The sequence below is a fragment of the Hydrogenophaga sp. LT287 genome (assembly GCF_055702805.1).
In genome coordinates, this window is the sequence record NZ_JBVPZC010000055.1 from 1 (window position 1) to 11,074 (window position 11,074).

Sequence of the window (11,074 nt, forward strand, 5' to 3'; positions counted from 1 at the left end):
GGCAACGCTGATTAAGTACTGCTCGAGCGTGGTGTTTACCTGTACCGTTGCAGTACAGACGAACAGGCAGATGAAGATGAAACAGCAAACCCTTGCCATGGCCGCCGATCAAGCTGAAGGTTTTGAGCCTTACCGCAGGCCGACCAGGCGCGATACCTTCCTGGCCACGATGCAGCAGATCGTGCCCTGGCAGGCGTTGTGCGCGGTGATCGAGCCTCACTACCCCAAGGCCGGCAACGGGCGTCCACCGATCGGGCTCGAGCGTATGCTGCGCATGTACTTCGTGCAGCACTGGTTCAACCTGGCCGATGAGGCCTGCGAGGATGCGCTACTCGACAGCACCGCGCTGCGGCGCTTTGTCGGCATAGACCTCGGGCGCGAGCGCGTGCCCGATGCGACCACGCTGCTGAAGTTTCGCCGCTTGCTGGAGACGCACCAACTGGGCGAGGCCTTGTTTGCCAAAGTGGGAGAGGTGCTGCAGGCGCAGGGCATGAAGGTCGGTACCGGCACCATCGTGGACGCCACCATCATCGGCGCACCGAGCTCGACCAAAAACGCAGACAAGCAACGTGACCCCGAGATGCACCAGACCAAGAAGGGTCAGCAGTGGTATTTCGGGATGAAGATGCACATCGGCGTGGACAGTCGCAGCGGGCTGGCGCACAGCGCCGTGGTGACAGCGGCCAACATGCACGACAAACACCCGCTGCCCGATTTGCTGCACGGCAACGAGCAGCGCGTGTACGGCGACAGCGCCTACGCTAGCCAGAAGACGCTGATCGCTTCCAGGGCGCCCAAGGCCAAAGACTTCACCAACCAGCGCGTGCGCAAGGGCGGTGAAGTCGATGAAGCCGAACGCTCGAAGAACCGCAACAAGTCCAGAATCCGGGCGCGGGTCGAACACGTCTTTGCAGTGGTCAAGCGGCTGTGGGGCTTTGCCAAGGTGCGCTACCGGGGGCTGGCCAAGAACGCCACGCGCTCGTTCGTGGCGCTGGGATTGGCCAACATCTACCTGGCGCGTCAGCGCCTCATGGGATGAGTGCGTCTGCAGCGCACGCCAAACGCGTGCACAAGGTCGAAATGGCCCTGAAACGGTACGAAATCCACTTGATTTGACCTTGCTTCTCGCATGGCGCAATCAGGAGGCAACGGGTCGCTGGATCGACCGCTTGTTCAGCGTTGCCTTAGGGCTTGGTGCGCGGCGCGTCTGTGCGCTGGCGCACGCAGGCCGAAGCGCGCAGGCGCAGGCCAGCCTGCCGGGGCTGGCCGGCAGGCTTGGAGCATTGAAAAAAATGCCGAAAAAAAGCGACCAGCTGCGCGCAGCTGGCTCAACGGGCCTGGGTCTGGCCGGTCAGACCAGTTGCGCTTCGAGCGCTTGCACCTGCTGGCGCAGCGCGGCGTTTTCGGCCTGCAGCGTGGCCACCTGGCGCTGCAGGGCCTGCACCGCGTCGGGCGCGTCGGTGTCCACCGGGGTGGTGGCTTCGGGTGCTGCGTCTTCGCGCGGTTTGCGCTTGGCCTCGCGCACGCGCTTGGCGGCCAGCTTCAGCTCGTCTTTGCCGGCGTGGGCGGCGGCCACTTGTTCGTCAGCGGGCAAAGAAGCCACGGCGGCGGCGGTGTTGAGCGAAATGGTGCCCGACTTCACCGCCGCCACCAGCTCGGGCGCGGCTTGCTTCTGGATCTTTTCAATGGCCACCACCTGGCTGCTGCTGAGGCGGGCGGCCCGGGCAATGGCTTCGCGGCTCTTAAGCGCGTCGGGCTCGGGCGCACCCGGTGCGGCGGGCGCAACGGCCTCGCCTACGGTGCTGTCGGTGCGCTCAGCGCTGGCCGCTGCCTGGGTGCGCACGCGGCGTTCGGCCATGATCTCGCGCTGGCGCAAGGCCAGCACCCCGCGCTGGAAATCGGACACGCTGCGCCGCCCCAGGTGCTGGCCAATCATCCACAGGTGCACGTCTTCCATGGAACGAAACAGCGTGTTCTGCACGGTCTGAAACGGCAGCCCGTGTTTCTGGCAAATGCTGTAGCGGTTGTGGCCGTCCACCAGCGTGTCGCCCCACAGCACCAGCGCGTCGCGGCAACCCTCGGCCAGGATGCTGCGCTCCAGCGCCTCGTATTCGTCCGGGGTCAGGGGGTCGATATAGGCTTTGAGTTCTTCGTTGACGGCGATGTGCATGGCGAGCGGTCCAGGGTGCGGGATACGGGGAAAGGGGTGCCATTCTATGTGCCGGCGACAATGCCCTGATTCCCCCCTCCAGCCCCTTTTCAGAGCACGTTTTCACCCCATGAGCCGCATCACTTTTGAACTCCCCGAGCGCTTTGTCTTTGCCACCGACATGCAGATCTACATCAGCCACGTGAACCAGGGCGGCCACCTGGACAACGCGCAGCTGCTGACGCTGGTGTCAGAGGCGCGGGTGCGGTTTTTCCGCTGGCTGGGCTACACCGAAGGCAATGTGGCCGGGAGCCCCATCGTGGTGGGGGACCTCGTGGCGCAATACAAGTCCGAGGCGTTTCACGGCGAAACCCTGCGCGTGGACATGGTGCCCGCCGACTTCAACCGCTACGGCTTCGACCTGGTGTTTCGCATGTCCGAACTGAGCCAGGGCCGCGAGGTGGCGCGCGGCAAAGTGGGCGTGGTGTTTGTGAACAAGGCCGACCGCAAGGTCGCGCCGGTGCCTGAGGCCTTTCAGCAGCGTCTGCGCGAAGCCACGCAAGCCGCTCAGCCCAAGGCGGGCTGAGCGGCTGAACGCTTGCCGGTTTCAGCGAGCGGAATTGCCCGGCGGCGCCCGGCGCGACTGCGACTGGTTGCTGCCACCCACATGCGATTCGCGGTCGCTGCGGCTGGCGGGCGTGCGCTGGCCCTGGTTGAGCTGCGTCGGGTCTTGCTCACCCACCTTGTTGGTGTCGTTTTCCACCTTGTGGGTGTGCGGCTCTTGCTTGTCTTGCGGGTTCAGGTTGTGCTTCATGGCATTGGTCTCCGTGGGATGGAAGGGGAAAGACGCGCAGGCGGGCTGCTCAGGGCCGCACCACGATGTTGTTGATGACGCTGGACACCCCGGGCGTGGTGCGCGCAATGCTTTCGGCGCGGCTCTTTTCAGCCGCGCTCTTGGCAAAGCCCGACAGCTGCACCGCGCCGCGCAGCGTTTCCACGCTGATCGACAAGGCGCTGACCTCCCGGTCTTCGGCAAACTTGGCCTTGACGCGCGCGGTGATGGTGGCGTCGTCCACGTACTCGCCCACGGTGGACTGTTCGCGCGACACCGCGCAGCCCAAGGTGCTGAGCACCAGCAGCCCGGACAGGGCCATGGCAACGGCGGGGTGTTTCATAGCGTTCTCCTTGTAAATCGTGACTTATGGCACGACCACAGGCACCCGTCAAACGCAGCGCTCAACGCGTGTTTAAAAGCCGCCCGCAAGGACCTCCAACAAAGCTTTTTTGGCCACCGGGGACCCGGTTTCGGCTGGACGGCTAGGATGGCCGCCGGTGCAGCAGCCAATGCGCCAGCGCCGCGCACAGGGCGTAGCCCAGCATCAGCAGACCCAGGTTGACGGCGCTTTCGTGCGGGAACAGGCCCACGGTGAAGCCGCCCACGGCGCCCATCATTTGCTGCATGAGGCCGGCCACGGCGGCGGCTGAGCCGGCCAGTGCGGGCACGAGGCTGACGGTGCCTGCCAGCGCCGGCGGCACCAGAAAACCGTGCCCGATGCCCAGCAAAATGAGCGGCAAGGCAAAGGCCAGCGGGGAATGCCAGCCGGCCAGCGCCAGGCCGAGCATGAGGGCCACGCCGCTCAGGGTGAGCGCCTGGCCCAGCCGCATCATGGGGCGCTCGCCGGTGCGGTGCACCAGGTGCGAGGTGAGGTAGTTGCCCACGATGTAGGCCAGCGGAATGCTCATGATGTAGTACCCAATGCCTTCCGGGCCCACGCCGTAGCTGCCGAGCACGATGGGGGCGCCGCTGAGGAAGGTGTAGAAGGTGGCCGTGATCATGGACAGGAGCGCCACATACAGGATGAACGCGGGCTCGCGGGCCAGGCGCGCATACGAGGCCCACATGGCGCGCAGCCAGTGCGGCTGCACGGTGGTGGCTTTCTGGTGGTCGGGCAGGCCGCGCCAGGCGGCCACAAACAGCACGGCGGCCAGCACCGCAATGAGCACAAAGTTGGACTGCCAGCCCAGGCGCACGTGCAGCTGCCCGCCGATGATGGTGGCCAGCGGCGGGCACAGGCCCATGGTCATGCCGATGTAGGCCATGACGCGGGTGCGCGCGGGGCCTTGAAACAGGTCTTGCACCATGGCGCGCCCCACCACCATGCCGGCCGCGCTGCCCGCGCCTTGCAGCACGCGCGCCAGGGTGAGCAGGCCGAGGTTGGGCGCCAGGGCCGCCAGCACCGAGCCCACGCCGGCCACAAAGAGGCCAAACAACAAGATGTTTTTGCGCCCCAGGCGGTCAGACAGCGGGCCGTAGAGCAACTGCAGGCCGCCGTAGGCGATCACATAGCCGCTGAAGGTGAGCTGCACGCTGGCCTGGCTGGCGCCAAATATGCTGGCCCATTCCTGCATGGAGGGCAGGCAGATGGTCATGGCCAGCAGGCCAAAGGCGAGCTGGGCCAGCAGGTTGGCTACCAAGAGCGCGTGGGTGGGGGGTGGGGTTTGGGCAGCGGTCATTCAGCGGTGCGGGGCCAGCGGCGGGCCCCAAAAAAGTCAGCGGCCTCTGTGGCCGCACGCCACTGTAACCGCCACCGGGCTGAAAGCCTGTCACCCGCAGCCGGTGGGGTGGGCCGGCCCGGCGGCGCTTCAGCGCACGGCCAGAAAGCGCTGTTCCATTTCGCGGCGCATGGCCTTGCGCACCTCGGCGGCGGCGTGGCGGCGGCGCTCGTCGGGGGTGAAGGGGCGCAGCGGCGACACCGCCGTGGGCTTGCCCGCGTCGTCCACCGCCACCATGGTGAAAAAGCAGCTGTTGACGTGGCGGTTTTCCTGCGTGCGGATGTTTTCGGCAATCACCTTGATGCCGATTTCCATGGACGAGCTGCCGGTGTGGTTGACGGAGGCCAGAAAGGTGACGAGTTCGCCCACATGGATGGGTTGTCGAAACGTGACCTGGTCGACGCTGAGCGTGACCACGTAGGTGCCGGCATAGCGGCTGGCGCAGGCGTAGGCCACCTGGTCGAGCAGTTTCAATATGGTGCCGCCGTGGACGTTGCCTGAAAAGTTGGCGGTGTCGGGCGCCATCAGCACCGACATGCTGAGCTGGTGTGCAGGGAGTTGCATGGGTTTGAATGGAAGGCGGGCGGTGGGTGAACCGCTGTTGGGGAAGCACCGATCGTGCCACGGCGCTACCGCGGCCTCGGGATGGGCGTGTTGATTGACGCAACGCAGGGCGCCGCCCAGCCGCTGTGGCTAGCATGGGTTTGGTGCGGCGGCTCGCTGGGCTGGCCGTGGTTTCAACCCTTTGTGGAGACTTCGATATGCGACACGTTTTGATGGCTGCGGCCAGTTTGTGTGTGGCTTTGCCTGCTTTTGCACAGGCCCCGGCAGCCACGTTCCAGATCAAGGCCCTGACGCCCGAAACCGCGCTGGTGGCGGCGCAGGCGGCCATGGCGGCTTGCCGCGTGCAGGGCTTTCAGGTGGGCGTGGCGGTGGTGGACCGCTCGGGCCTGACCCAGGTGTTTTTGCGCGACCGCTTTGCGGGCGCCCACACGGTGGACGTGGCGACCAACAAGGCCTGGACGGCGGCGAGTTTTCGCACGTCCACGCTGGACCTGGCCACCGAATCGCAAGCGGGCAAGCCCATGAGCGGTATTCGCAGCACACCGCGCATGCTGGCGGTGGGCGGCGGTGTGGTGATTGAGGGCGGCGGCTCCAGTTACGGTGCCATTGGCGTGTCGGGCGCGCCCGGCGGCGACGCCGACGACGCCTGCGCCAAGGCGGGCATCAAGGCGATTGCCGACAAGATCGAGTTTTAAGACTCAGCGCTGGCCCTGCCCTGGCAGCGCCAGGAAGAAGCGCAGCATTTCGGCCGACGCGTCGGGGCCGCTGCCGTCGGTGAACGAGCCCGCGGCAGCACCGCCCGACCAGGCGTGGCCCGCGCCATGCAGCGTCCACGCCTCCACCAGACACTGGCCTTGGGCATTGGTGTGGCGCGTGCGGGTGTAGCTGCGGCCGCTGGGCGACTGGCCTTGTTCGGTGCGGGCGCTGAGTCCGGCCGCGTGGGCGCTGGTGGCCTGGCGCACGATCTGCTCGCCATTGCTGTGCTGCACGGTGTGGTCGCGGTCACCATGAAACACGATCACCGGCACCGCCTGCTGGGCTTGGCGGCGCGGGTCGGCCGGCGTGCCGGGCAGGTGGCCCATGCCCATGGCGCCGTGGCCTTTCATGGCCGCCATGGCCGAAGGAATGTCGTGCGCGGCGGCATAGGGCAGGCCCGAATGGGCGCCCACGGCGGCAAACAGCTCGGGGTAGGTTTCGCCCAACACCACCGCCATGGCCGCGCCGGCTGACAGCCCGGCCACATAGACACGCGCGGGGTCCACCGGGTGCTCGGCCACCACGGCCTGCACCAGGCCGGCCAGCAACGCTGGCTCGCCAGCGCCGCGAACCTGGTCTTCGGCGCGAAACCAGTTCCAGCAGCGCGAGGCGTTGGCGCCCGAGGCCTGTTCGGGGTAGACCACGACAAAGCCGTGTTCGTCGGCCAGCCGGTTCATCTGGGTGCCGGCGGCAAAGTCGTCGGCCGACTGGGTGCAGCCGTGCAACATGACCACCAGCGCCAAGCTGCCGGCCTTGGGCTTTTGGGAGCCCACGGCCTGCGCCGGCACATACAGCTTGTAAGCCCGGGTGCCCGCCGGGGCGCTGAAGCTGCGCAGCACAAACTGACCGCCGGCCGCATCCGCTTCGGCCGCCTCAGCGCCCGGCGCCGGCACTTCGCGGGCCACCACGTCGATGGTGTTGTCGTTGGGCGGGGCGGCTTGCGCTGGCGTGGCCGCTGCGCCCACCGCCAGACCCGCCGAGGCCAGTGCGTTGCGGATGGTGTCGGTCACCCCGCGCATGGGGTCGCTCTGGGTGTCGAGCCCGGCCGACGCCAGCGCGCGTTCAATGGTTTCCTGGATGTTCATGGCAAGGGCGCTCGGTGGTGAAAAGGCAGAGGGGTTGCGGGGGAGGCGTGGGGTCAAAAAGGGCTTTCGCGTGGGGTGTCGTGTTCAGGCAGGTAGGGCGCGGTACAAGGCGCGCTCACACCATGCGCCCGGCCAGCGCGCGGCGCACCTCGGGTGATGCATGAAACGCGCCCAGCACCGACACCGACTCGATCGCGGCCAGCGCGAGTTCGGGTGGCACGTCCTCGGCAATGCGGGCCAGGCCCACCACCTGCACCCGCAGCCGCTGGCCGGCGGCCACGGCGCGCTCCAGGTCGGCCCGGCTCAGGTGCTGCAGACCCAGCATGAGGGTGCGCCGCGCCACGGTTTGGCGCACCGTGTCGGCGTGCACCGCCAGCTGGTTGCGCACGGCGGTGCGGATCAGGTCGGAGCGGTTGGAATAAAAGCCTTCCTGCACCAGCAGGTCGACCTGCCCCAGGTCCACCACGCCCAGGTTGATGGTGAGTTTTTCGGTATCGCCCACCCGGGCTTTGGGTTCGGTTGGAGTGTTTGCCATCTGTAAACCATCTGTTTGGATTCCAATTGGATTCCATTTGGATGGTATTTAAACACATTGAGCGATCCAGCGCTGGCGCTGCGCGTTGAGCCCACTCAAATCGTTCGCCGGGCGCCTGTGCAAAAGTGGCGTGGTGCGGTGGCTTGCGCGCGCACACCACGATCACCCAGGCAGAGCAAGCGCACCAGCGTTTCAGCCTGGTCGCGCTGGCCGGTGGTGTGCTGGTTGCGGTGGTCATCGTGGTGTCCAAAACCTGAGCCGGGGCTGCGCCGGGTTTGCGGCTCCAGACCGATGACGGGCGATCGGGATAGCAGGCAAGCCCCCCATATGAACACCCCCTTGAGCCCAGGGCGGGAACCTATCGCCATGGAGCCCCGCCGCCTGTGCCTGAATGGTGCTGTGAGATACTTTGTTTCATGCCTCTGAACGCTTGGTCTGCGCCGACCACACTGCACCATGACGCCGTTTTCGACGCTGCCGTCCACCGCCGATTGAAGGCGCCGAATGGGATCCGGGGCCACGGCGTCTGGGCAGGTTTGCAGGCGCTGGGTCAGCGCCTGACGCGCCGCCTCGGCCGGTTGGCTGTGGTGTTGGGCGGCTGCGCCGCTTCGGGGGCCGCTCTGGCACACGAGGCCAGCGGGGTTGCCGGAGGGTTTGCGAGCGGCTTGCTGCACCCGCTGGCTGGTCCCGACCACCTGGTGGCGATGGTCGCGGTCGGGCTCTGGGGCGCCTTTCTTGGCCGGCCGGCGCTGTGGTTGTTGCCGGTGGTGTTTCCGCTGGTGATGGCTGCGGGTGGAGCGGCCGGTGTGCTGGGCCTGCCCCTGCCGGGCGTGGAAGTGGGCATTGCGTTGTCGGCCATTGCGCTTGGTGCGGCCGTGGCCTGGGGCTGGCGGGCGCCGCTGGCGCTGGCGGCTGTGATCGTGGCGGCGTTCGCTGTTTTCCACGGCCATGCGCACGGCACCGAGCTGCCCCAGGCCGCCGATCCGATCGCCTACAGCCTGGGCTTCGTCGTTTCAACGGGCTTGCTGCATCTCTGCGGCATCGCCTTTGGTGAGCTCACCCGCTGGCCCTGGGGCACCAAGGCGGTGCGGGGGCTGGGTGCCCTCATTGCCTTGGTGGGCGCGGTGTTTCTCGTGCGCGCCTTTTGAGGTCCATCGCCGTGCTGGAACCGGGCTTCGTTTCTGGGTTGACACAACCGCTGCTGGCGTCCGGCATGCTGCTGCCGTTGCTGGCCGCGGCGCTGTTCATTGGGCAGCAGTGGGGCGCGCAGCCCGGCTGGCCCGTGGTGGCGTGGCTGGCGTTTGCGCTGCCGCTGGCCGTGGCGCTGGTGCTCTCGCTGTCGGATGCACTGCCCTTGGCGCGGGTGCCTTGGCCGAGCCTGCTGGCGGCGGCGCTCGGCGGACTCGCGGTCGCAGTGGGGCGGCCCTGGGGCGCTCCCGTCACGGCAACGGTGGCTGCCATGCTCGGCGCCGGGGTGGGTTTGGCGGCCTTACCGCCTCCCGCGGCGGCGTCTGCCACCGCGCTGCCTTGGGCCCTGGCCATGGGACTCTTTGTGGGCAGTCTGGTCTGGGCGTTGGCCGCAGCGGCGCTGGTGCGTCTGCCCCGCTGGGCCTGGGCTCAGGTCGGCGTGCGCGTGCTGGCGTCGTGGGTGGCGGCGGCCTCGCTGATCGTTCTGGCCTTGAGCGCCTCTCAACCATGAATATGAACAGGAACGCTGCCATGGCCATGACCGCCCAGCTGACATCGCTTGGTCGCAGCTTGGCGTTCGCCTTGTTGATGCTGTCGGCTTGGCCGGCGATGGCGCACGACACCTGGTTTGAACGCGTGGACAACCCGGAAGGCGGCGCCGGACAGCCGCTGCAACTGGCGCTGGGCACGGGCAACCTGTACCCGCGTTACGAGGCGCCAGTGGAGCCGAAGGTGGTGACCCACTGGGCCTGTACCGATGCCAAGGGCACGGTTCACAAGCCAGCGTCAACGCGCGTGGGTCGCCGGCACACGCTGTATCGCGTGCCCGGTCCCGAGGTCGGGACGTTCAGCTGCGTGGTGCGCCTGCAGCCCTTCGAGGTCGAGCTCGCGTCCGCCATCGTCGACATCTACTTCGACGAGATCCGTGCCAGCGACACGCTGCGCGCGGTGCTCGCCCGACAGCGTGCACAAGGCCGCCCTTTTCAGGAACGTTACCTGAAGGTCGCTCGAATAGAAGGCGCAGCGGCACCGGCGCGCGACAACAGCCAGCCGCTGGATGTGCTTCGCGTGGCTCCCCGCGGCGTGCTGCAGGCCGGTAGCGATGCGGTGTTTGAGGTGCAACGCGACGGCAAGCCCCTGGCCGCTCTGCCCGTGGAGCTGCTACACGAGACCACGCCGGGCGGCCTTTGGGCGCGTACCGATGCCGCGGGACGCGTCAGCTTTCGCCTGCCCCAGCCTGGCCGCTGGTTGTTGCGTGGCGTGGACCTTCGCCCGCCGATTACAGAAGATGCGCGCTGGGAAAGCCGCTTCATCGCCTACACCTTCGAAGTGGCTCGCTGAGCGCCTTTGGCTGCGGTGCATGCACCCGGCCGAAACGGTCCGCGACGGGTTTCCCCACCGCTCCACCAGTGTCCATCTCTTCGGAGGGTGCGGTGGGCAGCTCCTGCTCTGGCGCTAACGGACTGGACGGTCTGCAGGCGGTGGGCTGCGATTCAGTCCCTCAGCAGGGCCATCACTTCGTCGTCGTCCACCTGCGGAAAGTGGCGATAAAACTGGCCGACAGCCTGGAAGTCTTCGGGGGCGTGCAGGCACACCACCTCGTCGGCCATGGTGCGGATGCGGGCCAGGGCCTCGGGCGATGACACGGGCACCGCACACACCAGTTTGGCGGGCAGGCGACGGCGCAGGCTGTGCAGGGCCGAGATCATGGTGGCGCCGGTGGCCAGACCGTCGTCGACCACGATGACGGTGCGGCCTTCGGGGTCGATGGGGGCGCGGATCGGTGAGTACTGCACGCGACGCGAGTGGATGGTTTGCAGTTGCTCGTGTTTTTCGGCGGCGATGTAGTCCTGGTCAGCCCCGGAAGCTGTCAAGCTAGTTGTCGCCTGAGGTTGTCAAATCAAGCTGCCTTCTGATCGGACTCCTTGGTTTGTGGGCTGTCTGGGTTTAGGTGAACCTCGTCGATGAAGGTCCAGTTGCGGGTGTTTCCTGACCAACGCGCTGGATGTTGTTGCCTGGCTTTTTCATAGACCGCAGCACGTGCGTGCAGCAAAGCTTCATCGGTCTGTGCATGGCGCTGCGCGGGGGTCACGAAGCTGATTGCACTGTGCCTGTGCTGCTCGTTGTACCAGTGCACCAGCTCGGTCACCCAGCGCCTGGCCTGCATCAGATCGGCAAACGGCTTGAGCGGCAGCTGCGGGCGGTACTTCAAGGTCTTGAACAGCGATTCGGCGTATGGGTTGT

The 11,074-nt window shown here is 67.0% G+C and carries 15 protein-coding genes; 6 read left to right on the top strand and 9 right to left on the bottom strand.

The features are described from left to right. Positions 1 to 76 precede the first annotated feature (76 nt). Positions 77 to 1,039 carry an IS5 family transposase gene (locus tag AC0GNR_RS18990; protein WP_472900628.1) on the top strand — a complete coding sequence of 321 codons (963 nt, stop codon included), beginning with the start codon at positions 77 to 79 and terminating at the stop codon, positions 1,037 to 1,039. A gap of 312 nt (positions 1,040 to 1,351) precedes the next feature. Here the strand turns inward: AC0GNR_RS18990 and AC0GNR_RS18995 are convergent, their stop codons facing one another. After that, positions 1,352 to 2,170, bottom strand: a complete 819-nt coding sequence (locus tag AC0GNR_RS18995) for a ParB N-terminal domain-containing protein (protein ID WP_472902336.1) — start codon at positions 2,168 to 2,170, stop codon at positions 1,352 to 1,354. Between the two features lie 109 nt (positions 2,171 to 2,279). Here AC0GNR_RS18995 and AC0GNR_RS19000 point away from each other — a divergent pair, with 109 nt between their 5' ends. Then, positions 2,280 to 2,735, top strand: a complete 456-nt coding sequence (locus AC0GNR_RS19000) for an acyl-CoA thioesterase (protein ID WP_472902337.1) — start codon at positions 2,280 to 2,282, stop codon at positions 2,733 to 2,735. Between the two features lie 21 nt (positions 2,736 to 2,756). Here AC0GNR_RS19000 and AC0GNR_RS19005 read toward each other — a convergent pair whose 3' ends face one another. From AC0GNR_RS19005 to AC0GNR_RS19020, 4 genes are all read right to left on the bottom strand, one after another. After that, a complete protein-coding gene (locus AC0GNR_RS19005) occupies positions 2,757 to 2,963 on the bottom strand; it encodes a hypothetical protein (protein ID WP_472902338.1) in 207 nt (68 codons plus the stop codon). 49 nt (positions 2,964 to 3,012) lie between these two features. Further along, a complete protein-coding gene (locus AC0GNR_RS19010; protein WP_472902339.1) occupies positions 3,013 to 3,324 on the bottom strand; it encodes a BON domain-containing protein in 312 nt (103 codons plus the stop codon). Positions 3,325 to 3,466: 142 nt separating this feature from the next. Beyond that, a complete protein-coding gene (locus tag AC0GNR_RS19015; protein WP_472902340.1) occupies positions 3,467 to 4,663 on the bottom strand; it encodes a multidrug effflux MFS transporter in 1,197 nt (398 codons plus the stop codon). Between the two features lie 129 nt (positions 4,664 to 4,792). Continuing rightward, on the bottom strand, positions 4,793 to 5,266 hold the full coding sequence (locus tag AC0GNR_RS19020; protein WP_472902341.1) for an acyl-CoA thioesterase: 474 nt from the start codon (positions 5,264 to 5,266) through the stop codon (positions 4,793 to 4,795). Between the two features lie 197 nt (positions 5,267 to 5,463). Here AC0GNR_RS19020 and AC0GNR_RS19025 point away from each other — a divergent pair, with 197 nt between their 5' ends. Then, on the top strand, positions 5,464 to 5,961 hold the full coding sequence (locus tag AC0GNR_RS19025) for a GlcG/HbpS family heme-binding protein (RefSeq protein ID WP_472902342.1): 498 nt from the start codon (positions 5,464 to 5,466) through the stop codon (positions 5,959 to 5,961). A 3-nt stretch (positions 5,962 to 5,964) separates the two neighbouring features. Here AC0GNR_RS19025 and AC0GNR_RS19030 read toward each other — a convergent pair whose 3' ends face one another. Both AC0GNR_RS19030 and AC0GNR_RS19035 read right to left on the bottom strand, forming a co-directional pair. Continuing rightward, positions 5,965 to 7,107: an extracellular catalytic domain type 1 short-chain-length polyhydroxyalkanoate depolymerase gene (locus AC0GNR_RS19030; protein ID WP_472902343.1), complete on the bottom strand. Its 1,143-nt coding sequence runs from the start codon at positions 7,105 to 7,107 to the stop codon at positions 5,965 to 5,967. 115 nt (positions 7,108 to 7,222) lie between these two features. Continuing rightward, on the bottom strand, positions 7,223 to 7,642 hold the full coding sequence (locus AC0GNR_RS19035) for a CopG family transcriptional regulator (RefSeq protein WP_472902344.1): 420 nt from the start codon (positions 7,640 to 7,642) through the stop codon (positions 7,223 to 7,225). A 416-nt stretch (positions 7,643 to 8,058) separates the two neighbouring features. Here AC0GNR_RS19035 and AC0GNR_RS19040 point away from each other — a divergent pair, with 416 nt between their 5' ends. The 3 genes from AC0GNR_RS19040 (at position 8,059) to AC0GNR_RS19050 (ending at position 10,171) form a co-directional block, all read left to right on the top strand. Continuing rightward, positions 8,059 to 8,790, top strand: coding sequence for a HupE/UreJ family protein (locus tag AC0GNR_RS19040; protein WP_472902345.1), 732 nt, complete (start codon positions 8,059 to 8,061; stop codon positions 8,788 to 8,790). A 65-nt stretch (positions 8,791 to 8,855) separates the two neighbouring features. Next, the gene (locus AC0GNR_RS19045; RefSeq protein ID WP_472902346.1) at positions 8,856 to 9,341 is read left to right on the top strand and encodes a hypothetical protein; all 486 of its coding nucleotides are present in this window, start codon (positions 8,856 to 8,858) and stop codon (positions 9,339 to 9,341) included. Positions 9,342 to 9,361: 20 nt separating this feature from the next. Beyond that, complete coding sequence (locus tag AC0GNR_RS19050; RefSeq protein ID WP_472902347.1) at positions 9,362 to 10,171, top strand: DUF4198 domain-containing protein; 810 nt, start codon at positions 9,362 to 9,364, stop codon at positions 10,169 to 10,171. 152 nt (positions 10,172 to 10,323) lie between these two features. On the opposite strand, the gene AC0GNR_RS19055 is transcribed toward AC0GNR_RS19050, so the two are convergent. Together AC0GNR_RS19055 and AC0GNR_RS19060 are read right to left on the bottom strand one after the other, a co-directional pair. Beyond that, the gene (locus AC0GNR_RS19055) at positions 10,324 to 10,704 is read right to left on the bottom strand and encodes a phosphoribosyltransferase (protein ID WP_472902348.1); all 381 of its coding nucleotides are present in this window, start codon (positions 10,702 to 10,704) and stop codon (positions 10,324 to 10,326) included. A 26-nt stretch (positions 10,705 to 10,730) separates the two neighbouring features. Beyond that, positions 10,731 to 11,074 (bottom strand): integrase core domain-containing protein (locus tag AC0GNR_RS19060; protein WP_472900213.1); only part of this gene is annotated, 344 nt, incomplete at its 5' end.

Coding starts and splice junctions, on each gene's coding strand:
- AC0GNR_RS18990 (WP_472900628.1), top strand. CDS start 77: ATGAAACAGCAAACCCTTGCCATGGCCGCCGATCAAGCTGAAGGTTTT.
- AC0GNR_RS18995 (WP_472902336.1), bottom strand. CDS start 2,170: ATGCACATCGCCGTCAACGAAGAACTCAAAGCCTATATCGACCCCCTG.
- AC0GNR_RS19000 (WP_472902337.1), top strand. CDS start 2,280: ATGAGCCGCATCACTTTTGAACTCCCCGAGCGCTTTGTCTTTGCCACC.
- AC0GNR_RS19005 (WP_472902338.1), bottom strand. CDS start 2,963: ATGAAGCACAACCTGAACCCGCAAGACAAGCAAGAGCCGCACACCCAC.
- AC0GNR_RS19010 (WP_472902339.1), bottom strand. CDS start 3,324: ATGAAACACCCCGCCGTTGCCATGGCCCTGTCCGGGCTGCTGGTGCTC.
- AC0GNR_RS19015 (WP_472902340.1), bottom strand. CDS start 4,663: ATGACCGCTGCCCAAACCCCACCCCCCACCCACGCGCTCTTGGTAGCC.
- AC0GNR_RS19020 (WP_472902341.1), bottom strand. CDS start 5,266: ATGCAACTCCCTGCACACCAGCTCAGCATGTCGGTGCTGATGGCGCCC.
- AC0GNR_RS19025 (WP_472902342.1), top strand. CDS start 5,464: ATGCGACACGTTTTGATGGCTGCGGCCAGTTTGTGTGTGGCTTTGCCT.
- AC0GNR_RS19030 (WP_472902343.1), bottom strand. CDS start 7,107: ATGAACATCCAGGAAACCATTGAACGCGCGCTGGCGTCGGCCGGGCTC.
- AC0GNR_RS19035 (WP_472902344.1), bottom strand. CDS start 7,642: ATGGCAAACACTCCAACCGAACCCAAAGCCCGGGTGGGCGATACCGAA.
- AC0GNR_RS19040 (WP_472902345.1), top strand. CDS start 8,059: ATGCCTCTGAACGCTTGGTCTGCGCCGACCACACTGCACCATGACGCC.
- AC0GNR_RS19045 (WP_472902346.1), top strand. CDS start 8,856: ATGCTGCTGCCGTTGCTGGCCGCGGCGCTGTTCATTGGGCAGCAGTGG.
- AC0GNR_RS19050 (WP_472902347.1), top strand. CDS start 9,362: ATGGCCATGACCGCCCAGCTGACATCGCTTGGTCGCAGCTTGGCGTTC.